The 23761-nt window shown below is 69.2% G+C and carries 22 protein-coding genes; 13 read left to right on the plus strand and 9 right to left on the minus strand.

The window, feature by feature from the left end:
* Positions 1–68: 68 nt before the first annotated feature.
* A complete protein-coding gene (locus ITJ57_RS10550; RefSeq protein ID WP_228506581.1) occupies positions 69–1211 on the plus strand; it encodes an alkaline phosphatase family protein in 1143 nt (380 codons plus the stop codon).
* Between the two features lie 12 nt (positions 1212–1223).
* On the opposite strand, the gene sepH is transcribed toward ITJ57_RS10550, so the two are convergent.
* Entirely contained in the window at positions 1224–2345 is a 1122-nt protein-coding gene (gene sepH, locus ITJ57_RS10555) for a septation protein SepH (RefSeq protein WP_194669968.1), read from the minus strand.
* 200 nt (positions 2346–2545) lie between these two features.
* Here sepH and ITJ57_RS10560 point away from each other — a divergent pair, with 200 nt between their 5' ends.
* The gene (locus ITJ57_RS10560) at positions 2546–2839 is read left to right on the plus strand and encodes a DUF4193 domain-containing protein (protein ID WP_056005937.1); all 294 of its coding nucleotides are present in this window, start codon (positions 2546–2548) and stop codon (positions 2837–2839) included.
* A gap of 96 nt (positions 2840–2935) precedes the next feature.
* Here the strand turns inward: ITJ57_RS10560 and ITJ57_RS10565 are convergent, their stop codons facing one another.
* Positions 2936–3382 carry a DUF3093 domain-containing protein gene (locus tag ITJ57_RS10565; RefSeq protein ID WP_194669969.1) on the minus strand — a complete coding sequence of 149 codons (447 nt, stop codon included), beginning with the start codon at positions 3380–3382 and terminating at the stop codon, positions 2936–2938.
* Positions 3383–3420: 38 nt separating this feature from the next.
* Here ITJ57_RS10565 and dut point away from each other — a divergent pair, with 38 nt between their 5' ends.
* From dut to ITJ57_RS10600, 7 genes are all read left to right on the plus strand, one after another.
* Entirely contained in the window at positions 3421–3930 is a 510-nt protein-coding gene (dut, locus tag ITJ57_RS10570) for a dUTP diphosphatase (protein WP_194669970.1), read from the plus strand.
* Positions 3927–4547, plus strand: coding sequence for a DUF3710 domain-containing protein (locus tag ITJ57_RS10575; RefSeq protein WP_056005926.1), 621 nt, complete (start codon positions 3927–3929; stop codon positions 4545–4547). Before dut ends, ITJ57_RS10575 begins: the two co-directional genes overlap by 4 nt.
* 3 nt (positions 4548–4550) lie before the next feature.
* A complete protein-coding gene (locus tag ITJ57_RS10580; RefSeq protein WP_194669971.1) occupies positions 4551–5333 on the plus strand; it encodes a DUF3159 domain-containing protein in 783 nt (260 codons plus the stop codon).
* Positions 5334–5577: 244 nt separating this feature from the next.
* Positions 5578–8391, plus strand: a complete 2814-nt coding sequence (gene acnA / locus ITJ57_RS10585; protein WP_194669972.1) for an aconitate hydratase AcnA — start codon at positions 5578–5580, stop codon at positions 8389–8391.
* A 143-nt stretch (positions 8392–8534) separates the two neighbouring features.
* A complete protein-coding gene (gene dxs, locus ITJ57_RS10590; RefSeq protein ID WP_194669973.1) occupies positions 8535–10499 on the plus strand; it encodes a 1-deoxy-D-xylulose-5-phosphate synthase in 1965 nt (654 codons plus the stop codon).
* A 55-nt stretch (positions 10500–10554) separates the two neighbouring features.
* Positions 10555–10938: a MerR family transcriptional regulator gene (locus tag ITJ57_RS10595; RefSeq protein WP_194669974.1), complete on the plus strand. Its 384-nt coding sequence runs from the start codon at positions 10555–10557 to the stop codon at positions 10936–10938.
* On the plus strand, positions 10935–11912 hold the full coding sequence (locus tag ITJ57_RS10600; RefSeq protein WP_194669975.1) for an aldo/keto reductase: 978 nt from the start codon (positions 10935–10937) through the stop codon (positions 11910–11912). The genes ITJ57_RS10595 and ITJ57_RS10600 overlap by 4 nt, the downstream gene beginning before the upstream one ends.
* A 103-nt stretch (positions 11913–12015) precedes the next feature.
* Here ITJ57_RS10600 and ITJ57_RS10605 read toward each other — a convergent pair whose 3' ends face one another.
* From ITJ57_RS10605 to ITJ57_RS10620, 4 genes are all read right to left on the minus strand, one after another.
* The gene (locus tag ITJ57_RS10605; RefSeq protein ID WP_194669976.1) at positions 12016–14157 is read right to left on the minus strand and encodes a 3-hydroxyacyl-CoA dehydrogenase NAD-binding domain-containing protein; all 2142 of its coding nucleotides are present in this window, start codon (positions 14155–14157) and stop codon (positions 12016–12018) included.
* On the minus strand, positions 14158–15363 hold the full coding sequence (locus tag ITJ57_RS10610; RefSeq protein ID WP_194669977.1) for a thiolase family protein: 1206 nt from the start codon (positions 15361–15363) through the stop codon (positions 14158–14160).
* Positions 15364–15436: 73 nt separating this feature from the next.
* Positions 15437–16654, minus strand: coding sequence for an HRDC domain-containing protein (locus tag ITJ57_RS10615; RefSeq protein WP_228507113.1), 1218 nt, complete (start codon positions 16652–16654; stop codon positions 15437–15439).
* A gap of 22 nt (positions 16655–16676) precedes the next feature.
* Positions 16677–17273, minus strand: a complete 597-nt coding sequence (locus tag ITJ57_RS10620; protein WP_194669978.1) for a DUF3000 domain-containing protein — start codon at positions 17271–17273, stop codon at positions 16677–16679.
* A gap of 25 nt (positions 17274–17298) precedes the next feature.
* Here ITJ57_RS10620 and ITJ57_RS10625 point away from each other — a divergent pair, with 25 nt between their 5' ends.
* On the plus strand, positions 17299–18558 hold the full coding sequence (locus tag ITJ57_RS10625; protein WP_194669979.1) for a S9 family peptidase: 1260 nt from the start codon (positions 17299–17301) through the stop codon (positions 18556–18558).
* A 67-nt stretch (positions 18559–18625) separates the two neighbouring features.
* On the opposite strand, the gene ITJ57_RS10630 is transcribed toward ITJ57_RS10625, so the two are convergent.
* Both ITJ57_RS10630 and ITJ57_RS10635 read right to left on the minus strand, forming a co-directional pair.
* A complete protein-coding gene (locus ITJ57_RS10630) occupies positions 18626–19060 on the minus strand; it encodes a SufE family protein (protein ID WP_056005898.1) in 435 nt (144 codons plus the stop codon).
* A gap of 85 nt (positions 19061–19145) precedes the next feature.
* A complete protein-coding gene (locus ITJ57_RS10635) occupies positions 19146–20048 on the minus strand; it encodes a sulfurtransferase (RefSeq protein ID WP_194669980.1) in 903 nt (300 codons plus the stop codon).
* Positions 20049–20206: 158 nt separating this feature from the next.
* Here ITJ57_RS10635 and zapE point away from each other — a divergent pair, with 158 nt between their 5' ends.
* From zapE to ITJ57_RS19805, 3 genes are all read left to right on the plus strand, one after another.
* Positions 20207–21247 carry a cell division protein ZapE gene (zapE, locus tag ITJ57_RS10640; protein ID WP_370582327.1) on the plus strand — a complete coding sequence of 347 codons (1041 nt, stop codon included), beginning with the start codon at positions 20207–20209 and terminating at the stop codon, positions 21245–21247.
* 197 nt (positions 21248–21444) lie between these two features.
* Entirely contained in the window at positions 21445–22674 is a 1230-nt protein-coding gene (locus ITJ57_RS10645; protein ID WP_194669981.1) for an ammonium transporter, read from the plus strand.
* A 113-nt stretch (positions 22675–22787) separates the two neighbouring features.
* Complete coding sequence (locus ITJ57_RS19805; protein WP_370582328.1) at positions 22788–23354, plus strand: type II toxin-antitoxin system PemK/MazF family toxin; 567 nt, start codon at positions 22788–22790, stop codon at positions 23352–23354.
* 19 nt (positions 23355–23373) lie between these two features.
* On the opposite strand, the gene ITJ57_RS10655 is transcribed toward ITJ57_RS19805, so the two are convergent.
* On the minus strand, positions 23374–23715 hold the full coding sequence (locus ITJ57_RS10655; RefSeq protein ID WP_194669982.1) for a hypothetical protein: 342 nt from the start codon (positions 23713–23715) through the stop codon (positions 23374–23376).
* Between the last annotated feature and the right edge of the window lie 46 nt (positions 23716–23761).

The following is a 23761-nucleotide window of genomic DNA, read 5'->3' on the forward strand; positions in this document are numbered from 1 at the left end:
ACACCGAGCCGATGCTCGGCGGTGATGGCGGGGCTCGCTCGACCATGCGGTGTGCGAGACTGAGCCCGATGACCTCCATGCTACCGACGGTCGATCCTGACTCGCGCAGCCTTGCCGATGTCCTTCCGGATTGCCTCGCATCCCTGACCTCGAGCGGTGGATCACTGCCGTCGGCCGACCATGCCGTCGTCGTCCTCGTCGACGGCCTCGGCGCTGCGAACCTTCGCGGAGCAGCCGCCCACGCCCGCTTCCTCGCCCCCCGTCTCGGCCCTCGGTCCACGACGACCTCGGCGTTCCCGTCCACGACCGCGGCCGGGATCGCGACGCTGACCACCGGGGCGCTTCCCGGCCGTCACGGACTCGTCAGCTATCGAGCCAGGGACGTCGCCGGAGACCGGGTCGTCAACCAGCTGAGCGGCTGGGACCCGGGCATGGTCCCCGAGACCTGGCAGCGCCTACCCACCGTGTTCGAACGGGCACGCGCCGAGGGCGTCACCACCACCGCCATCGGCCAGGAGCGGTACCGCGGTTCGGGCTTCACCCGAGCGGTCCTCCGTGGCGCGGACTACCGGGCGGGACGCTCCATGTCCGATCGTCTCGACGCGGCGCTCGACGTCGTCGCCGGGAGCACCGGACGGACCCTGAGCTACGTGTACGTCCCTGAACTCGACCAGGCGGCGCACGAGTACGGGTGGGAGTCCGGCCGCTGGACGGCGCTGCTCGAGGAGCTCGACGGTGACCTGAGACGGTGGTCGGCCCGGCTGCCGAACACCGTCGGCGCCCTCGTCACCGCCGACCATGGAATCATCGACGTCCAGGCACACCAGCACGTCCTCTTCGATCAGGTGCCGGCGCTCGTGGACGGCGTGCGGCACGTCGGCGGCGAGCCGCGATGCCTGCACCTCTATCTCGACGCCGACGCGGACGCCGCGGATCACGAGCGGCTGGCGGCGTCGTGGAGGTCCGAGGAGGGCGCGCGGTCCTGGGTCGCGACGCGAGCCGAGGCGATCGAGCACGGCTGGTACGGCGAGGTCGATCCGGAGGTGCTGCCGCGCATCGGAGACGTCATCGTGGCCGCCCGGAAACGCATCGCCTACTACGACTCGCGGCCGACCGATCAGAGTGCACGCGGCATGATCGGCCAGCACGGGTCACTCACCGACGACGAACGTCGGATCCCGCTCCTCGGCCTCGGGCGCTACGAGCCCTGACCGCTCCGCCGCTCAGACGGGGTCGTCGTCGGACTTCGCGCCGAAGACGATCTCGTCCCAGGACGGCATCGACGCCCGGCCGCGTCGGGCTTTCGCTCCCGCGGGTGCCGCGCCGTCACCGAGGGGATCGGTGTCGCCGGAGCGTCGCTGCTGCGCAGCCTCGAACTCACCGGTGTCGAACACCGCCAGGGGTGTCTGCTGGTCCGGTACGGCATGCGGCGTGCTCGGCCGTTCCGCGGGTTCGGGTTCGCTGGGCGCGGACTCCCGCTCACCCCGACGCTTGCGGAGCGCCTCGAGGAGGTCCGCGGTCTGGTTGTGCTGATCGGGGCTGGAGGCCTCGCGGTTGATGGCTGCCTGGGTCGCCGCCTTCGAGGAGGGCGCGCGACCGAAGCCGGTGTCGGCAGCGAACGGCAGTGGATCGATCGGACGGGTCTCCGCCGCCCGAACCGAGTCCGCGGGCGGTTCAGTGGACACCCGGTCGAGCGAGAACGCGCCGCTGTCGAAGCGGGAGGTGTCGGGGGAGTCGTCGGTGTCGACGGCGCGCAGACGGGGGATCAAGGCGGCCGGGAGGTCGCCCTGCCGGGACAGCGTGGTGGCTTCGCTGCCGATGGGGGTCAGCGCGAGCTTCTTCGGTTCGAACGCCCAGCGGGCGTCGTGGTCGACCTGATCGGCGGTGAAGGAGAGCTTGACGATCCACCCGCCCTCCGGCTCCTTCCAACTGGTCCAGCGCTCGTCACTCGCTCCGAGCTTCTCGAGCCGGGCCCGGATGACGTTCCCGAAGGTCGCCTCGATGTCGTCGGCGGTGGTGTCCGTCGTCGGAAGGACGGCGACGCCGAGGGCGGTGCCGACGATGTGTTCGCGTTCCGCCATCACCGGGCCCTCGAACCGCTGGACGTATTCCAGGGACGCACCGGTGACCGCGGCGACGTCCTCGGCGGACAGGCCGCTGCGGATGTGCGCCTGCACTTCGCGCGGGCTGATCTTGGTGGCGCCGCCGATGGGGGCCCCGGCCGGTTTCGCCCGCCGGAGGTGGACGTGGAATGCGTCGTCGACGATGAGGCGGTACTCCTCCTCGTTCCGATCAGCAACGATCAGAGCTCCGAGCTCCGCCCCGACTACCTTCAATTCCTGCATGATGAATGCCTCTCAGCGCGCCACGTGATTGACCCACGTTCTCACGGATCACCGGGTGATCCGGGGAATACACCGGGCGTGCCGTCAGTTGCACGGGAAGGTTCCGCACCCCCTCCTGAACACGGTTTGCTATTCACGCGGAACTGATGCAAACTGTGCCCGCCGATTTTGTATCCGACGGCATCGAGAAGTGGATAGGCATGGCAACTGATTACGACGCTCCCCGCAAGACCGACGACGATTCCGAGTCGATCGAGGCCCTGAAGGAGCGCGTTCCAGACAAGCTGTCGGGAGTCGTCGACTCCGAAGACGCCGACAACCCGGGTGACTACAACCTGGGTGGATCCGACCTCTCCGACCTCGACCTCGACGTCGTCGTGCTCCCGCCTCAGGCGGACGAGTTCACCTGCATGGAGTGCTTCCTCGTGAAGCACCGGTCGCAGCTGGACCACGAGGGCAAGTTCGGCCCGATCTGCGCGGAGTGCGCAGCCTGACGACACCACCGCATCAGCGGTAGACGGAACCCCTCCGGATCGAGATCCGGAGGGGTTCCGTCGTTGCCGCTCCGGGCGGGTGCGGCTCGCCCGGATTCAGACGGTCGAGCGTGCAGCGGCGATCGCGTCGGCGAGCAGCTGCGGCCGACGGGACGACAACAACCAGTACGGCGTCGGGTCGGCCGGGTCGGTGATCTCCACCTTGACGAGGCTGTGGACCAACCCGCGGATCATCAGCCACGCCCTGGCGTCGAGCTTGGTGCGCAGCTGCGCGGTTGCGTCCGCTCCGGTGTACACGACGACGTCGCCGACCTGCGCGAGCGGGATGGACGCCTTGCCGACCGACAGGGTCGCGCCGGAGACCTCGATCCTCGGCGCCGACCCGAAGGCGAGCGCGAGGCAACCGCCGTAGAGCACCACCGCCCCGATGACCCCGGCCGGAAGCGACACCGGCGCGAGGACGAGCATGGTCGCCGGCACCACGAGGGCGAGGGCGATGATGACCCAGGGACTGGGCCAGAGGGTTTCACGGTACGGCTGCATGTCTGCCTTGTCTCAGAGAACTGCACTACCCTCGATTCGTGACCGAAAGCGTTGACGTACTCATTATCGCGCCGGATCTGCCCGGCTACGCACACCCGGGCGATGCGGGAGCCGATCTCGTCTCCGCCGAACACGTCGTCCTCCAGCCGGGGGAGCGTGCCCTCGTCGGAACCGGCGTGTCCATCGCCCTGCCCGACGGGTTCGCCGCCTTCGTCGTACCCCGGAGCGGACTCGCGGCGAAGCACGGCATCACGGTCGTCAACGCGCCGGGCACCGTCGACGCGGGCTACCGGGGCGAGGTCAAGGTCACCCTCCTCAACACGGATCGCGACGCCGCGTTCACGATCGAACCCGGCGACCGGATCGCCCAGCTCATCGTGATGCCGGTCGCCCGTGCCAACTTCATCCCGGTGGATCGCCTGCCGGGGAGCGCACGTGGGACGGGCGGGTTCGGCTCGACCGGCCGTGGCGCCCTCGCTCACGCACCCGCCGCCACCGACTCATCCACCAGCACCCACGGTGCAGCGCAGACAGGAACCCTCGCATGAGCGAACTCGAAGACCTTCCCGACCTCGACGTCGACGCCGAGCTGCCTGACGACGCGAAGTCCGCGCCGGAGGACCGCGACAGCGCCGGCCCGTTCGACGAGAGCGAGGCGAACCCGGTCCGTCCGTACATCGACCTCGGCGGCGTCAAGGTGTTGCCGCGCGAGGGCCTGAACCTCCGTCTCGAGGTCGAGGAGGCGACCAAGCGTGTCGTCGCCGTCGGGCTCGACTACGCCGGCTCGACCCTGCAGGTCCAGCCCTTCGCAGCCCCGCGGTCCACCGGACTGTGGAACGAGACCCGCGCGCAGATCGCCGAGCAGATCGCGCAGCAGGGTGGGACGGTCACCGAGCGTGAAGGGGAGTTCGGTCCGGAACTCGTCGCGGAGGTCCCGACCGGCGGCGCCGCCGGCGCCGAAGCCACCCACCTCGCACGGTTCATCGGGGTCGACGGTCCTCGATGGTTCCTCCGTGGCGTGGTCGCTGGCGAGGGGGCCTCGAAGCCGGACGCCGCAGCGCTCGTCGACGACCTCTTCCGCAGCCTCGTCGTCGTCAGGGGCAACTCGCCGATGCCGCCGCGCGACCTGATCCCGCTGCGCATGCCGACGGCCACGAGCGCCTAGAGCATGTCGGAAGCAGCAGGAACCGGGCCGCACGAACCTGAGCGGCCCGCCGCGGCCGATGGTGCCGACCCGGCGCCCGAGGACGGTCGCCCGCAGTCGGGTTCGTCGATGAGCGCCGCCTTCGGTGCGGCCGCCCGCAAGTCGGGCCTCGGCGCCATGGCGGAGGGTGACGCCCCGACAGGGAAGGCGCTCCTCGCAGCCATGGGCGGTGTCCGGGGCATCGCCGAGGCGATCCTGCCTGGACTCGTCTTCCTCATCGTCTACACGCTCACCTTCGACCTGGTGCCGTCGATCGTGGCTCCCGTCGCGCTCGGTGTCCTGTTCGCCATCGCGAGACTCGTGCAGCGACAGCCGGTGACCCAAGCCGTCGGCGGGCTGCTCGGGATCGCACTCTCAGCCGCCCTCGCGTTGCTCTCCGGGCGCGCAGAGGACTTCTACGTCCTCGGATTCTGGACGAACGGGGCGTATGCCGTCGCCTTGCTCGTCTCCGTGCTCGTCGGATGGCCGGCCGTCGGACTCGTCGCCGGGTATCTCATGGGGAGTGGCACCAGCTGGCGCACCCACCCGGGACAGCGTCGCGCCATGCGCTGGTTGACGCTCGTGTGGGTCGCGATGTTCGCGGCCCGTCTCCTCGTCCAGCTCCCGCTGTACTTCAGCGGGAACGTCGAGCTGCTCGGAACCCTCCGCCTCCTGATGGGGATCCCGCTGTACGCTCCACTGCTCGTCCTCAGCTGGCTCGTCGTGCGGGCCGTCTTCCCGAAGGCCCCGTCGTCCGCCGTCGCGTGACCCTGATCGAGAGCCCGGACCGACGCCGTCGTGCGTTCGGCACCGGGCTCTCGTGCTGTCCGGGATCGCGACGTCGCGGTGCTAGAATTGTCTCGACATCAAGATATATGCGCGGTGCAGAGATGACACGACGACTCCGACCCTGTAGTTAGGCAAGCCTTGCTAGCCCCGGAGACCCCGGCCGAAGCAAGATTGGTCGCAACGCACGTGAGTACTCGCCGCCGCCAATGAAGGAGAAGACGTTATGTCCACCGTGAACAGCTTCGGGGCGAAAGACACCCTGACTGTCGGGACGACCGACTACGAGATCTATCGCATCGACACGGTGGAGGGCCACGAGAAGCTGCCGTTCAGCCTGAAGGTGCTCCTCGAGAACCTGCTGCGGACCGAGGACGGCGCGAACATCACCGACGCGCACATCCGCGCCATCGGCGAGTGGGTCCCGACCGCCGAGCCCGACACCGAGATCCAGTTCACGCCGGCCCGCGTCGTGATGCAGGACTTCACCGGCGTCCCGTGCATCGTCGACCTCGCCACCATGCGTGAGGCCGTCGAGGCCCTCGGTGGTTCCGCAGACAAGATCAACCCGCTCGCCCCGGCCGAGATGGTCATCGACCACTCTGTCATCGCCGACCTCTTCGGCAGCGAGAACGCCCTCGAGCGCAACGTCGAACTCGAGTACGAGCGCAACGGCGAGCGGTACCAGTTCCTCCGTTGGGGCCAGACCGCGTTCGACGACTTCAAGGTCGTTCCGCCGGGAACCGGCATCGTGCACCAGGTGAACATCGAGTACCTGGCGCGCGTCACCATGACCCGCGAGGTCGGCGGCGTCCTCCGTGCCTACCCCGACACCTGCGTCGGCACCGACTCCCACACGACCATGGTGAACGGCCTCGGCGTGCTCGGCTGGGGCGTCGGCGGCATCGAGGCCGAGGCCGCGATGCTCGGCCAGCCGGTCTCCATGCTCATCCCGAAGGTCGTCGGCTTCAAGCTCAACGGCTCGATCCCGACCGGTGTCACGGCGACCGACGTGGTGCTGACGATCACGCAGATGCTCCGTAAGCACGGTGTGGTCGGCAAGTTCGTCGAGTTCTACGGCGCCGGTGTCGCCGAGGTCCCGCTGGCCAACCGCGCCACCATCGGCAACATGAGCCCCGAGTTCGGTTCGACCGCCGCCATGTTCCCGATCGACGACGTCACGCTCGACTACCTGCGCCTCACCGGCCGTAGCGAGGAGCAGATCGCCCTGGTCGAGGCCTATGCCAAGACCCAGAAGCTCTGGCACGATGCCGACGTCGAGCCAGCCTTCAGCGAGTACCTCGAGCTCGACCTGGCGACGGTCGTCCCCTCGATCGCCGGCCCGAAGCGCCCGCAGGACCGCATCGAGCTGAGCGACGCGAAGTCGCAGTTCGAGCGCGACCTGGTGGACTACGCCTCCGTCGAGCACGACATCGTCGACCTCGTCGGCGCCGACTCGTTCCCCGCATCCGACCCCGCCGGCACGACGCCGCAGGACGAGGACAACCAGCACCACCACACCCACCGCAGCCACGCGCCGAAGTCGCTGTCCAAGCCGACGTCGGTCAGGCTCGAGGAGAACGGGGTCGACTTCACCCTCGACCACGGGGCCGTCGCCATCGCGGCGATCACCTCGTGCACGAACACCTCGAACCCCTCGGTCATGCTGGCCGCAGGCCTCCTGGCCCGCAACGCCAGCAAGAAGGGCCTGAAGGCGAAGCCGTGGGTGAAGACCACGCTCGCCCCGGGTTCCAAGGTCGTCACCGACTACTACGCGAAGGCAGGCCTCACCGAGTACCTCGAGGACCTCGGCTTCTACACCGTCGGCTACGGCTGCACGACCTGCATCGGCAACTCCGGTCCACTGCTTGACGAGATCTCGACCGCCGTCCAGGACAACGACCTCGCCGTCACCGCGGTGCTCTCGGGTAACCGCAACTTCGAGGGGCGCATCAACCCCGACGTGAAGATGAACTACCTGGCGAGCCCGCCGCTCGTCATCGCCTACGCCCTCGCCGGATCGATGAACTTCGACTTCGAGGTCGACGCCCTGGGTGTCGACGCCGACGGCAATGACATCTTCCTGAAGGACATCTGGCCCGACGCGGCCGAGGTCCAGGACACGATCGACTCGTCCATCAACAAGGAGATGTTCGACCACGAATACAGCGGTGTCTTCGACGGCGACGAGCGCTGGCGTTCGCTCCAGACCCCCGAGGGCTCGACCTTCGAGTGGGACGAGCAGTCGACGTACGTGCGGAAGCCCCCGTACTTCGACGGCATGACCATGGAGACGACTCCCGTCTCCGACATCGTCGGTGCCCGCGTCCTGGCGAAGCTCGGCGACTCGGTCACGACCGACCACATCAGCCCGGCCGGCAACATCAAGGCCGACTCGCCCGCAGGTCGGTACCTCGACGAGCACGGCGTCGGTCGCAAGGACTACAACTCCTACGGCTCGCGCCGCGGGAACCACGAGGTCATGATCCGCGGCACGTTCGCGAACATCCGCCTGAAGAACCAGCTGCTCGACGGCGTCGAGGGCGGTTACACCCGCGACTTCACGCAGGCCGACGCACCGCAGTCCTTCATCTACGACGCGTCGCAGAACTACCAGGCCCAGGGCACGCCCCTCGTCATCTTCGGTGGCAAGGAGTACGGCTCCGGTTCCTCCCGCGACTGGGCGGCGAAGGGCACGAGCCTCCTCGGCGTCAAGGCGGTCATCACCGAGAGCTTCGAGCGCATCCACCGCTCGAACCTCATCGGCATGGGTGTCGTGCCCCTGCAGTTCCCGGCCGGTGAGAGCTGGTCGTCCCTCGGTCTCGACGGCACGGAGGTCGTCTCGATCGCCGGCCTCGAGGAGCTCAACAACGGCACCACGCCGAAGACGGTCCGCGTGACGGCTGCTCCGAGCGAGCACTCGGCTCCCGGCAAGGAGACCGTCGAGTTCGACGCGGTCGTCCGCATCGACACCCCGGGCGAGGCAGACTACTACCGCAACGGCGGCATCCTGCAGTACGTGCTCCGCAGCCTCGTCTGACGCCGAGGCTCTACCACCAGGCCGGTCCCGACAGCAATCGTCGGGGCCGGCCTGCGGCGTTCGCCGCCCACCCCGCCCACGACGCGTACACTCGAACGACGGGCTCCGAGCGATCGGGAGGCCCACGGTGGAGGGACGACAGCGTGACAGTGCTCGATCAGGTGAACGGCCCACGGGACCTCGACCGCCTCACGGAGGCGGAACTCGTCGAACTCGCCGGAGACATCCGTGCCTTCCTCATCGCCAACGTCTCCAAGACCGGCGGGCACCTCGGGCCGAACCTCGGCGTCGTCGAACTCACGATCGCCATGCACCGGGTGTTCGACTCCCCGGCGGATCCGATGGTGTTCGACACCGGTCACCAGTCGTACGTGCACAAACTCCTGACCGGCCGCCAGGAGTTCTCCGGTCTCCGGACCCGTGGAGGCCTCGCCGGCTACCCGCAGCGCTCCGAGTCCGAGCACGACATCGTCGAGAGTTCCCACGCGTCGAGTTCCCTCAGCTGGGCGGACGGCATCTCCCGCGCCTTCCAGATGACCGGGCAGGACGAACGACACGTCGTCGCCGTCGTCGGCGATGGTGCCCTCACCGGTGGGATGACGTGGGAGGCGCTCAACAACATCAGCGACGACAACACCCGCCGACTGGTCATCATCGTGAACGACAACGGGCGCTCCTACGCGCCGACGATCGGCGGCATGGCGCGCTTCCTGAGCGGCGTCCGCACCCGCCGGACGTACCGCGACCTGCGCGAACGCAGCCAGCGCGCGTTCAATCTGCTCGGGGCACCCGGTCGTGCCATCTACCGGGGCGTCCGCGGAGGCGCCCACGGGTTCCTGTCCCGCCTCACGAACAACGAGGCGCTGTACTCCAACCTCGACATCAAGTACATCGGCCCGGTCGACGGCCACGACCTCCACGCCATGGAGGAGGCACTGACGCAGGCGAAGCACTACGGCGCGCCCGTCATCGTCCACGCGATCACCGAGAAGGGCCGCGGGTTCCAGCCGGCTCGAGACGACGACGCCGATCAGTTCCATGCGGTCGGCGTCATCGACCCCGAGACCGGGGAACCGGTCGGGGCGTCGGCACGGCCGTCCTGGACCGCGGTCTTCAGCGAGGAGATGCTCGCGGTGGCCGAGGCTGACGACCGCGTGGTCGCGATCACCGCGGCCATGCTGCGACCGGTCGGTCTCCACGCCTTCGCCGAACGCTTCCCCGCGCGGGTGCACGACGTCGGGATCGCCGAGCAGCATGCGTTCACCTCGGCCGCAGGGCTCGCCTTCGGTGGTCTGCACCCGGTGGTGGCGGTGTACGCGACCTTCGTGAACCGTGCCTTCGACCAACTACTCATGGACGTCGCGTTGCACCGCGCCGGGGTCACGATCGTGCTCGACCGCGCCGGGGTGACCGGTCCCGACGGCCCCAGCCACCACGGCATCTGGGACCTCGCCATCCTGCAGGTCGTCCCCGGCATCCGGATCGCCGCCCCGCGCGACGGTGAGCGGCTGCGGGAGGAGCTCCGCGAGGCCGTCGCCATCGACGACGCTCCGACGGTCGTCCGGTTCCCGAAGGGCAGCGCCCCCGCCGAACTCCCTGCGGTCGAGCGGCTGCACGACGGCGTCGACGTCCTCCGGACGACCGAGCAGCCGGACGTCCTCATCGTCGCCGTCGGTCCGATGGCGCCCATCGCGATCGAGGTGGCGGACCGCCTCGCCCAGCAGGGCATCGGCGCGACCGTCGTCGACCCCCGCTGGGTGGTCCCCGTCGCCGAGTCCCTCGTCGGGCTTTCGGCCGCACATCGGCTCGTGATCACCATCGAGGACGGCATCCGGGTCGGAGGCATCGGCACCCGCATCCGGCAGACCCTCCGCGAGGCCGGTGTCGACACGGCCGTCGACGAACTCGGTGTGCCGGACGAGTTCATCGACCACGCCTCCCGGGAGGAGATCCTCGAGGACGCAGGCCTCACCGCGCAACAGATCGCCCGAGACGTGGTGGCGCAGGTCCTCGGGAGTCGCATCCCCGTCGCCCGACCACTGCCCGGCGACCGCGTCGAGGACGACGCGTCGTCGGAGCGGAGCACGACGGGGCCGCACGGCGCCTGATCGCGGATTGCGACGCGCTTGACCTCGAGCGCACTCGAAGTCGTATCGTGTGGGCATGACCACTCTCCACGAGGGCTACGCCATCTCCGACGTCGCCGACCGCACCGGGCTGAGCGTCCACACACTCCGGTACTACGAGCGCGCGGGTCTCATGCCACGTCCGATCGGCCGCAGCTCATCGACACACCGCCGCTACACCGACGGCGACGTGTCCTGGGTCGTGTTCCTGACGAGGCTCCGATCGACGGGCATGTCGATCGCGACGTTGCGTGACTACACGGCGTTGGCCGGGCGCGGTGACGACACCGCCGAGGCGAGACTCGAGCTGCTGCTGCGGCATCGGATCTCGTTCCTGGCCCGCCTCGAGGAGATGCAGCAGTCGCTGGAGGTCATCGATCGCAAGATCGAACTCTACACAGAACAGGTGGCAACACGATGAAGCACATCACACTCGGCACTGCCGGACCAGACATCGCCCGGATCGGCCTCGGCTGCATGGGGATGTCCGCCTTCTACACCGGGGCCGCCCTCGACGACGCAGCGTCGACCGCGACGATCCACCGTGCCTTGGACCTCGGCGTCACCTTCTTCGACACGGCTGAGATGTACGGGCCGTACCTCAACGAGGAACTGCTCGGAGCTGCACTCGGCTCACGCCGGGACGAGGTGACGCTCGCGACCAAGTGCGGCACGATCCGCAATTCGAGCGACGGGGAGCCCGGTGCCGACGGCAGCGCTGCGAACGTCCGCCTCTCGATCGAGGGATCGCTGCGCCGGCTCAAGACCGACGTCGTGGACCTCTACTACCTCCACCGCGTGGATCCGGGCGTGCCCATCGAGGAGACGGTTGGTGCGCTCTCGGAGCTCGTCACCGAGGGAAAGATCCGGTACATCGGCCTGTCGGAGGCGGCCCCGGACACGATCCGGCGTGCACACGCCGTGCACCCGATCACCGCCCTGCAGACGGAGTACTCACTGTGGAGCCGCGACCCCGAGGCGGAGATCCTGCCGACCGTGCGTGAGCTGGGCATCGGGTTCGTCCCGTACTCGCCGCTCGGTCGAGGGTTCCTCACCGGCACGATCCGATCGCTCGACGTGCTCGACGAAACCGACTTCCGACGGGCCAACCCGCGCTTCACGGGGGACAACCTCGCCGCGAACATCGCGATCGTCGAGGAGGTCGACCGGATCGCCGCGTCCCTCGATGCGACACCAGCCCAGGTGGCGCTCGCCTGGTTGCTGGCCCAGGGTGACGACATCTCGCCGATCCCCGGCACGAAGCGGATCCCGTACCTCGAGGAGAACCTCGGCGCCGACGGACTCACGCTGTCGTCCGACGCGCTCGCTCGACTCGACGCGCTCCGACTCCCGGCCGGCGACCGGTACCCGGACATGACCACCGTCAACCGCTGAGCTCCGAGCGGTTGAGCGCCAATCTCGCTCAAGCCACCACCACGAGAGCGGGGTGTCGTCCACTGATCGTGGACGACACCCCGCTCTCGCGATACCGGGCGGACTACGCCTGGACGCCGCGGATGGGCGGGTGGTGGAAGGTGTCGCCGAAGGAGCGCTCACTGGCACCCACACGGTCGAGGTACGGCGTGGCCCCACCGTCTTGGAACGGCCAGCCGGCCCCCAGGATGAGACCGAGATCGATGTCCTGTGCCGCTGCGACGACGCCCTCGTCCAGCATGAGCTTGATCTCCGACGCGAGGCCGTCCTCGACCCGACGCAGGATCTCGGCCTCCGAGAGCGGAGCATCGCCCGTGACGAGCACCTTCTGCGCCTGCTTCGTGAAGCCCGTCACCTTGCCGCCCTTGTCCTTCTCGACGACCGAGTCCAGCGCGGCCAGTCGGTGCAGGTTCTCGGAGGCGAAGAAGCGGTCCGGGAACTTGCCGACCATCGTGTCCTGGACGTGGGCGGCGACCTTCCACCCGACGAGGTCGATGAGCTGGAACGGCGTCATGGGGAGGCCGATGGGCGCGAAGGCGCGTTCGACGGTCAGCACCGGGGTACCGGCGTCGAGCGCGTGAGCCGCCTCGCCCATGACCTTCGCGAGGAGCCGGTTGACGATGAAGCCGGGTGCGTCGGCGGTGAGGATCGCACTCTTCTTCAGCTTCGCCGCCGTGGCGAAGGCCGTCGCGAGCGTCTCGTCGTCGGTCTGCGGTGTCCGCACCACCTCCAGCAGCGGCATGACGGCCACCGGGTTGAAGAAGTGGAAGCCGACGAGGCGCTCGGGGTGCGCGAGCTTGGCGCCGATCTCCTCGACGGAGAGTGACGAGGTGTTCGTCGCGAGGACGGTCTGCTCCGAGACGTACTGCTCGACCTCGGCGAACACGCTCTGCTTGACCCCGACCTCTTCGAAGACGGCCTCGATGACCCAGTCGCAGTCCGCGAAGTCGGCCTTGTCCGTGGTGCCGGACAGGAGCGCCTTCAAGCGGTTCGACTCGTCGGGGGAGATGCGACCCTTCTCGCGGAGGGTGTCGATCTCGCCGTGGATCCGCGCGACACCGGCGTCCACGTGCCCCTGGTCGAGGTCGGTGATGACGACCGGGACCTGCAGACGTCGGAGGAAGAGCAATGCGAACTGACTGGCCATGAGCCCGGCACCGACGATGCCGACCTTCGTGACCCGGCGCGCGAGCTGCTTGTCCGGTGCACCCGCGGGCCGCTTGGCGCGCTTCTGCACGAGGTCGAACGCGTACATGCTCGCCTGGAACTGGTCGCCGACGATGAGCTCGGACAGCGCCCGGTCCTCGCGCTCGAAGCCCTGCGCCTTCGTGCCGCTGCGGGCGGCCTCGAGCAGGTCGAGGGCCACGTAGGGCGACTTCGCGACCGTGCCGATCTTGCTCTCGAGCATCTTGCGGGCGGTGCTGATGGCGAGTGGCCACTTGATCGTGCGCTCGACCTTGCCGGGGACGTTCTTGCGGTGCACGGTGACCGTCCCGCCAAGCACGCCGTCGGCCCAGCGCAAGGAGTCCTCGAGGAAGGTGGCGGCGGGGAACATGACGTCGGCGATCCCGTAGGCGAGGGCGTCCTGCGCTTTGAGCATCCGGTTGTTCTTCAACGGGTTGGAGATCACGACGTTGAGCGCGTTCTCGATCCCGATGAGGTTCGGGAGCAGGTAGGCGCCACCCCACCCGGGGATGAGCCCGAGGAACACCTCGGGGAGGGCGATCGCGGGGGCAGAGGCGTCGACGGTGCGGTAGTTCGCATTGAGGCCGATCTCGAGGCCTCCTCCGAGCGCGAGCCCGTTGATGAAGACGAACGTCGGGACGCCGAGGTCCTCCAGCTTGCCGAACACGTGGTGGCCGAGCTGGGCGAGCTTCGTGGCCACCGCACGGGACGGGATGTCGCCGACCTTGCTCAGGTCGGCGCCCGCCGCGAGGATGAACGGCTTGCCCGTGATGGCGACGCCGTCGATCTCGCCGGCGTCGGCACGCGTCCGCTGCGCCTCGATGACGCCGTCGAGTTCGAGCAGGGTCACCGGGCCGAGGGTGTTCGGCCGGGTGTGGTCGCGTCCGTTGTCGAGGGTGATGAGCGCGATCGTGCGCCCGCTCGCCATCGTGACGTCCTTGACGTACGAGCGGGTGACGACCTCGTCGTCGCCGCTGATCGCGACGAGTTCCGAGAAGTCGATGGTCGTGTAGTCGGTCATCTACTTGCGTCCCTTCTTGCCGGTGAAGTGCGGGTTCTCCCAGATCACGGTGCCACCCTGGCCGAGCCCGACGCACATGGCGGTGAGTCCGTACCGCACCTCGGGGTGCTCGGCGAACTGGGCGGCGAGCTGGATCATGAGCCGGACGCCGGATGCCGCGAGCGGGTGTCCGACGGCGATCGCGCCGCCCCACGGGTTCACCCGCGGGTCTTCGTCGTCGATGCCGAAGTGGTCGAGGAAGGAGAGCACCTGGACGGCGAAGGCCTCGTTCAGTTCGAACAGGCCGATGTCGTCGATGGAGAGACCCGCCTTGCGCAGGGCCTTCTCGGTGGACGGAACGGGGCCGATGCCCATGATCTCCGGTTCGACACCGGCGAAGGCGAAGCTGACGAGCCGCATCTTCGACGTCAGGCCCAGCTCCTTGGCCGTCTCGGCGCTCGCGAGCATGCTCACGGTCGCTCCGTCGGTCAACGGCGAGGCGTTGCCGGCCGTGACGCGGCCGTGCGGCCGGAACGGCGTCTTCAGTCCGGCGAGACCCTCCATGGTGGTCTCGGGCCGCAGACCTTCGTCGCTCGTGGCGAGTCCCCAACCGCTGTCGCTCCGGAGGGCGACCGGGATGAGGTCCGGCTGGAGGCGTCCCGCCTCGTAGGCCGCCGCGACCTTCTGCTGACTCCGCATGCCGAAGCGGTCGGAGCGTTCCTTCGTCAGGTGCGGGAACCGGTCGTGGATGCGTTCCGCCGTCTTGCCCATGTTCAGCGCGTCCTCGCTCACGAGTCGCTCGGCGAGGAAGCGGGGGTTCGGGTCGGCGTCGAGCCCCATCGGGTGGCGGCCCATGTGCTCGACACCGCCGGCGAGGACGAGGTCGTAGGCACCGAACGCGATGCCGCTGCCCAGGGTGGTGACCGAGGTCATCGCCCCCGCGCACATGCGGTCGATCGCGAAGCCGGGGACGGACTTCGGCAGGCCCGCGAGCAGTGCCGCGGTGCGGCCGAGCGTGAGCCCCTGGTCACCCTGCTGGGTCGTGGCGGCGATGGCCACCTCGTCGATCCGGTCGAGTGGCAGACCAGGGTGGCGTTCGAGCAATCCGATGATCGCCTTGACGATCAGATCGTCGGCCCTGGTGTTCCAGTACATGCCCTTCTCGCCGGCTCGTCCGAACGGCGTCCGGACTCCATCAACGAATACGACGTCGGCTTGTTCGGCCACGTTGCCTCCTCATTCTCGGGTACGCCCCGATCCTAGGCGGCGGACGCGTGCCGACACCCGGGTGCAACGCTTCCTACGAAGCGTCCGGGGCAGGCTCCTCGAGCGATTGGGCCGACTCCACAAAGGCGTCGGTGATCGCGCGTGCCGTCGCATCGATCTGCCAGGGCCGAGCCTCGTGCTCCGCGAGGGCTGCGGCGACCGCTTCGACGGAGAGCGGCTCGGGCGGCGACCACGCCAGGCGGCGCAGCGTCTCGGGGGTGAGCAGATTCTCGACGGGCATCGTCAGGAACTCCGCCGTCGCGAGGATCCGCGTCCGGGCCGCGGTGTACCTGGCGTGCGCCTCCGGGTTCTTGTCGGACCAGCTGCGCGGGGGAGGGAGCGTGTCGCTGCTCGGGCGGGCGCCGGGCAGGTCCTCGGTGGTCTGGCCCGTGTGGATCGCATTCCACCAGAGGTCGAGCTCCGTGCGGCTCGCACGACCTCGGAAGTCGGAGAGTGCCGCGAGGTCGCGCTTCGACGCCGGGTTCGCCTTCGCGGCGGCGGTGATCGACGCATCGGGGATGAGTCGACCCGGCGCGGTGTCGCGGCGCTGTGCGAGGGCGTCACGAGCGAGCCACAGCTCTCGGGCGACCGCGAGGTTCCGCTGCCCGCGGACGGCGTGGAGTCCGGAGAGCCGACGCCACGGTTCAGCCCGGGGCGCTTTGGCCTCGCGCGCGAGGGTCGCCTCGAACTCTTGACGGGCGATGTCGCTCTTGCCTGCCTCCTCGATGCGGGCCGCCAGTTCCTCCGCGGCATCCACGAGGAGTTCGACGTCGAGCGCCGCGTATTCGAGCCAGGCGGCAGGCAGTGGACGGGTCGACCAGTCGGCCGCGGAGTGCTCCTTGGCCAGGTGGATCCCCAGCAGCTCCTCGACCACGGCGCCGAGCCCGACCCGCGGCAGGCCGAGCAGCCGCGCACCGAGTTCGGTGTCGAAGAGTTCACTCGGATCGACGCCCACCTCGCGGAGACAGGCGAGGTCCTGACTCGCGGCATGGAGGATCGACCGCTCACCCTGGATCAGCTCGCCGAGTTCGGCCATGGAGCCGATCGCCGGCGGGTCGTACAGGAACACACCCGCGCCGCGGCGGTAGACCTGGATGAGGTAGGCACGCTGGGAGTAGCGGTACCCGGAAGCACGCTCGGCGTCGAGCGCGAACGGGCCGTTCCCGGCTGCCAGGACCTCGAGCGAGGCGAGGTAGACCTCGCGGGTGTCGGTGACGATCCGTGGTCCGCTGGGCGCGGGTGGGTCGAGCAGCGGTGCTGGTTCGGGGGCCGCGTCACTCACGGTGAGCTCGTTTGACGGACAACAGGGACACCCCTTCGGTGGTCGGAGGCAAGCCGGCGAGCATGCACAGCAGCTCTCCCCATCCTTCCACGTGCGCCGCGACGTCGCTCTCGAGCGGGGTCCACGAGGCCCGGAGCTCGATCTGGGCGCCGTCGCCCTGGCGAGCCAGTTCGCCGAAGCCGCTCGAGATGATCTTCGTCGCCGTCCCGGACGCGGCCTGGTAGGTGGCACCCCGGGTGTCCAATGCGTCGACGAGCCAGGACCAGGCGACGTCGGCGAGGAAGGGGTCGAGGCCGATCTCGGTCTCCAGCGGCGCCTGCGCGAAGCAGACGACGCGGAAGCGACCACCCCAGGCCTCCGAGCCCTCCGGGTCGTAGAGGAGCACGAAGCGTCCCGTGCCGAGGTCCGAGTCCGCGTCGTGTCGACTCGGCGAGACGTCCGCCGCGAGGGCGATCGCGAACGGCGCGAGGTTGCTCGGCGCAGGGATCTCCGTGACCCGCAGATCGGGTCGGACGGCAGCCGCGCGAACAGCGTCCACCGCTCGGGCGAACTCTTCGGGAACCTTTGCCGTCGTCGGACTCTCTACCACGACTGAAGACTAGAGTTACATCCCGATGAATGGGCAGAGGCACGCCGGGCGGAGACGCGGACCCGGGTCGTGGACGGGCGGTCTTGGATCGACGATCAGCGAGGTCCGTCGGCGACGTTCACCGGTCACCGACGCGGTCTTGATCGCGGGTGGCGCAACGGCCGCCGTCGGCGCTCTGGGGCTCGCGATCGTGGCGACCATCGCTCGGAAGGTCGTGGTGCCCGCCCGCGACCGACCGAGCGAGGCGCGCATCCTCGCGCTCGATCGAGAGGCGGGGACGCTCGAACTGGTCGCGACCCCGGACACCGTGGTCCCCGGCCGGTACGGCAGCTGGGTCACCCGGCGGGCCGCCTACGTGCAACTGGGCGACATCGTCGAGATGCGCCAGCACACCGTCGTCCGCACGCTGCTGGGCGGAGACGTCGACGCGCTCCGGGTCGGTCAGGAGGCCGAGTTCAGCGGGTGGTTCTTCCGGCGGCCCGACGAACTGGGTCTCGCCGCGGAGGATGTGCTCGTACCGACACCGCTCGGCCCCGCCCCGGCGTGGGCGATCCATCCGGAGGAAGGCCCGTCGACGCGATGGGCCGTGCTCGTGCACGGTCGGGGAACCACCCGGTCCGAAGCCCTGCGGGCCGTACCCAGCTTCCGGAACGCCGGGTACTCCTGCCTCCTCGTCTCCTACCGGAACGACGGGGACGCACCGCCGGCACTCGACTTCCGGTACGCCCTCGGCGACGAGGAGTGGCGGGACGTCGACGCGGCGATCGACTGGGTGCGCGAACAGGGTGCCGCGGACGTGGTGCTCATGGGATGGTCCATGGGCGGTGCCATCGTGCTGCAGGCCTCACGCCGGACGACGCACCCCGAGCTGATCCGTGCCGTCGCCCTCGACTCGCCGGTCATCGACTGGGTGGACGTCCTGCAGCACCAGGCCCGGGAGAACCGCATCCCGAGCGTGGTGGGGCGCGTCGCGCTGCTCGCCATCAGCCGTCGGTGGGGGAGACTCCTCACCGGACAGGCGACGAGCATCGACCTCGCCAGACTCGACTACGTCGCCAACGCCGCCGACCTCGCGCTGCCCATCCTCCTGATGCACAGCGACGACGACGGGTACGTCCCGGCCGGACCGTCGAGGGCCCTCGCGCTCGCCCGCCCGGACATCGTGACCTTCGTCCCGTTCACCGTCGCCAGACACACGAAGCTCTGGAACTACGACCCGGAGCGCTGGACCGCGGCAGTGTCGGACTGGCTCGACGAGATCGTGCCGCTCCCACCCGGGCACTGAACGGGATTCCGCGGGTGCTCCCGCGACCGTACGCCGGCTCGGCGGGCGAGCAGGGGTGGCGGCACCGTCAGGCGAACTCGCGGAGGCGACGCTTGGCGCGACCGAGGAGGGCCGACATCCCTCGCAGTCGGAGCGGGGAGACCGCGCGCGACAGTCCGATCATCTGCGGGAAGTCGTCCGGGACGGCGAGCACCTCGTCGACCGTCAAGCCCTCGAGCCCCTGGACCAGGATGCTCGCGAACCCGCGCGTCGTCGGTGCCTCCTCCGGCGCCGTGGCGAACAGGTGCACGATCCCGTCCTCGTCGACCTCGATGAAGAAGAACACGGGCGCCTGACACTCGAGCACGCGTTCCATGAGGTCCGGGTGGTCGCGGTAGCGCTCGGGCAGCGGCGGCAACTCGTCGCTGAACTCGAGCAGCAGTTGGAGCCGGGATCGTTCCTCGACGGCGAGGAATTCGTCGCGGATCTCGGCGAGGTTCGGGGCGAGGAGGGCATCGGTCATGGTTCCTCCAGTATCGCAGCCACCGGACGCGGAACCGCCCTCCGAGCCGCGGACGGGTCTCGGAGGGCGGTCAGGGAACGCGCGGTCAGCGCGTCGGCACCGCACCGGGCTCGGAGCCCTGCGTGATCGGCACCCGCACGGCGCTGCCCCACTCCGTCCACGAGCCGTCGTAGTTGCGGACGTCGTCGAAGCCCAGGAGGTGCTGCAGCACGAACCAGGTGTGGCTCGACCGCTCACCGATGCGGCAGTAGGCGATCACCTCGTCGCCCTCGGCCAGACCGGCCCCGTCCCGGTAGATCGCGTCCAGCTCCTCGACCGGGCGGAACGTGCCGTCCTCGGCCACGGCCTTGCCCCACGGGACACTCTGGGCGCTCGGGATGTGCCCGGCGCGGAGCGCACCCTCCTCGGGGTAGGCGGGAGCGGTCGTCCGCTCGCCGCTGTACTCCTCGGGGGAGCGCACGTCGATGAGCGGCTTCCCGAGGTGCGCGAGCACGTCGTCCTTGTAGGCGCGGAGCTTCGAGTCGTCGCGCTCGACGACGGGGTAGGTGGTCGCCTCGCGGTCGGCGACGTCGCGGGTGATCGCCCGGCCGTCCGCTATCCACTTGTCGCGCCCGCCGTCCAGCAGGCGGACGTCCTCGTGTCCGAAGAGGCTGAACACCCAGAGCGCGTAGGCGGCCCACCAGTTGTTCTTGTCGCCGTAGACGACGATCGTGTCGTCACGGGAGATCCCTCGGGAGCCGAGCAGTTCCGCGAAGGCTGCGCCGTCGATGTAGTCGCGCTCGACGGGGTCGTTGAGGTCCGTGTGCCAGTCGATCTTCACCGCACCCGGGATGTGACCGGCTTCGTACAGCAACACGTCCTCGTCGGACTCGACGACGACGAGCCCCGGTTCGCCCAGGTGCGCTTCCAGCCAATCCGCCGTGACGAGGCGCTCGGGGTGGGCGTAGGCGGCGAACTTGGTCGAGGTCGAATCGGCGTCGACGGTCATGGGTACCTCCGGTCGTGCAGCTGGCTGCGATGGGGCTCGGGTGTCGTGCATCTAGGCTGGAAGCCTGTCCCTTCGACAGTACGCCGTCCGGGCCGTCGCCCCGCACCGATCCGTCAGACGCCGTAACCCTGCACCAGACTCAGAGCCAGAGGTTTGCCGTGACCACGTCCTCCGTCCCGACCGGGAACCGCAGCCTCACGGACCGCAATCCGGCAGTCAGCGGAGCCGAGATCGTCGCCAGCCTGACGCCGCCGCGACAGTTCCACGAGGCGAGCTTCGACTCGTACCGTCCCGATCCCGACTACCCGGGCCAGGCGGCCGCCGTCGAACAGTTGCGTGGATTCTTCGCTCCGCAGGCCGGCGGCGGAGGCGGCTTCTTCGGCCGACGGAAGTCCAAGGAACCGAAGGCCAAGCCCGGCGTCTACCTCGACGGCGGCTTCGGTGTCGGTAAGACTCACCTGCTGGCGGCGCTCTGGCACGACGCACCCGGTCGGAAGAAGTACTTCGGCACCTTCATCGAGTACACCGCACTCGTCGGCGCGCTCGGGTACGCGGCGACGGTCGCCGAACTGAGCGGTGCCACGCTCATCTGCATCGACGAGTTCGAGCTCGACGACCCAGGCGACACCATGGTGATGACCCGACTGCTCGGCGAACTCGTCTCGACCGGCACCCGGATCGCGGCGACCTCCAACACGCCGCCGAACGCCCTCGGCGAGGGTCGCTTCGCCGCAGCCGACTTCCTCCGCGAGATCCAGGCCATCAGCGCCAACTTCGAGACGCTGCGCATCGACGGGACCGACTACCGCCGCCGCAGCATCGAGGGACACGCGGTCGTGAGTTCCGACGAGCGGTTCGACGAACGCGTCGCGGACGCCGCAGCCGCCGGGCGCCACGTCACCGTCGACGGCTTCGACGAGCTCATCACCCATCTCGCGGCCGTGCATCCCTCCCGGTTCATCGGACTGCTCGAGGGGGTCGACGTCATCGCGCTCCGCGAGGTGCACGTCCTCACCGACCAGGGCCAGGCGCTGCGCCTCGTCGCCTTCATCGACCGCGTGTACGACGCCCAGATCCCCATGGTCACGACCGGGACCGCCCTGGACGAGGTCTTCGGCGGCGACATGCTGAACGGTGGCTACCGCAAGAAGTACCTGCGGGCGATGTCGCGCATGATCGCCCTCACCTCGATGGAGTGACCGGTCCCGCCGGGTCAGGAAACACGCTGTTTACCTGGGCGGCGCTCGCGTAACACATCGGAAACACGCTCACCGTCGCGCCGAAACCTCCGTTCCGCAGACTGGTCGCTGTACCGAGTCGGACGGTCGGACCGAGCTCAGCCGCCCTCACCGTCTCGGTCACCCGTTGCAAGACCACGATGTGTGAGGAAGATCCAATGGATACAGGCAGTATCGCCTGGGGAGTCACGGCAACCGCTCTGGTGCTGTTCATGACCCCCGGCGTCGCATTCTTCTACGGCGGCCTCGTGAAGGCGAAGAGCGTCGTCAGCATGATGATGATGAGCTTCGGCGCACTGGGCCTCATCAGCGTGCTGTGGATCCTCTACGGCTTCAACATGTCGGCCGTCGGCAGCCCACTGGAGTTCGCGGGCAACCCGTTCTCCGACTTCGGGATGACCGCGCTCGCGAGCGGCGAGACGGCGAACACCGACCTCGTGGGAGCGACCTACGGCGCCACCTTCGCGATCATCACGATCGCGCTGATCTCCGGCGCCATCGCCGACCGCGCGAAGTTCGGCTCCTGGATGATCTTCGCCGGCCTCTTCGCGACCATCGCCTACTTCCCGATCGCCGCCTGGGTCTGGGGCGGCGGCTGGATCATGAACCTCGGCACGACGCTGTTCGGCGAGGACGCCGGCATCGGCGTCATCGACTACGCAGGTGGAACCGCGGTGCACATCAACGCCGGAGCCGCGGCCCTCGCCCTCGCGCTGGTCCTCGGCAAGCGCATCGGCTTCCAGAAGGGCATCACGAAGCCGCACAACGTGCCGCTCACCCTCCTCGGTGCGGCCATCCTGTGGTTCGGCTGGTTCGGCTTCAACGCCGGTGCGGAGTGGCTGAACGAACTCGCGAACGTCGGACTCATCGTCGTCAACACCGTCGGGGCGACCGCTGCCGCCATCATCGGTTGGATCGTCGTCGAGAAGTTCAAGGACGGCAAGGCGACCTCGGTGGGCGCCGCATCCGGTGCCGTCGCGGGTCTCGTCGCCATCACCCCGGCGTGCGCGAACCTGACTCCGGGTTGGGCGCTGCTGCTCGGCATCGTGGCCGGCGCCGTCTGCGCCATCGCCGTCGAGCTGAAGTTCAAGCTCGGCTTCGACGACTCGCTCGACGTCGTCGGCATCCACCTCGTCGGTGGCCTCATCGGCACGCTGTACCTCGGTTTCTTCGCCACCGGAACGGGCCTCTTCGTCGGCGGCGGCATCGAGCAGCTCGCTGTCCAGGCCATCGCCGCCTTCGCCGTCCTCGTCTACTCCTTCGTCGTGGCCTTCATCATCGGCTTCGCGATCGAGAAGACGATCGGCTTCCGCGTCAAGAACGAGGACGAGATCGCCGGCGTCGACACCTCCGTGCACGGCGAGGAGGGGTACGCCCTCGTCGACTGACGCGCATCGCAGTGCACCACGGAGTGGGTGTCGTCCAACTGGACGGCACCCACTCCGCGTTGCAGGCCCTGGGCCAGGACCGACGGTCAGGCGGCGGACGGTAGGGTGACGGCGTGCCAACCTTCGTCTCCATCCTCCGCCGGGTGGCGGGTGCCCTCCTCGGCCCGTCGACCAGCGCCGCCTCGAGCGCCGCTCGCACGGCTCGCCGCTCGTCCGCTCCGACCACGACGCACGCCTCCACCGCGACCACGACCGCCTCACCGGGACGGACCGGTCCGACCGCGACGGTTGAAGTGGATCCGCGGGCTGTCCGCGGCGTCTCGCTCGAGTACGCGCCGGTCGTCGACGGCGACCCCGACCCGGGGGAGATCGTCTGGACCTGGGTCCCGTACGAGGAGCGCGACGGGCGCGGCAAGGACCGCCCGGTCCTCATCGTGGCCCGGTCGACCGGCGACCGGGTACTCGCGGTGCAGCTGACGAGCAAGGACCACTCGCAGGAGGGCGACTTCGTCCCGCTCGGCTCAGGTCACTGGGACAATGCCGGCCGCCCGAGCTGGGCGAACCTCGATCGGGTGTTCCACGTCCACCCGGACGGGATGCGGCGAGAGGCGGCGCAGGTCCCTCGCGACCGCTTCAGCCGGGTCGCCGCGGCCTTGCGCGCGCGATACGGATGGCGCTGACGACCGCGAGCCGCACGGTTCAGGCGTAGCGGTCGCTCCGACGAGGCGCGGCGTCCCACGGCACCTGGCCGTGTTCCCACGGATCATCGCCCGTGGCCGGCTTCGGCGACGGAGCCGTCCGTCGGCCGACGGGCACGGATCGCTCCGCCTCCGCGAGCGTCGCGAAGCGGCCGATCAGTCGGCGATCCGCTGAACGCGGTGCCCACGAGACGCACCGGAAGTATGCCGGCGCTCCGCTGGGCGCGAAGTACTTCACCAGCGCGGCAGGCCGGTCCGGTTCTTCGCGCATGATGATCCATTCGGCCTCGCCGATACGGATCGGCGGGGCCTCGACACGCGATGCAGCACTCGGATCCGGCATGATTCGAACATATGTTCGATTCCTTCCGGAGTCAAGTCGAGTGCGG

Origin of the sequence: Plantibacter sp. VKM Ac-2880 (assembly GCF_015351235.1) — a bacterium.
Classification (GTDB): Bacteria; Actinomycetota; Actinomycetes; order Actinomycetales; family Microbacteriaceae; genus Plantibacter.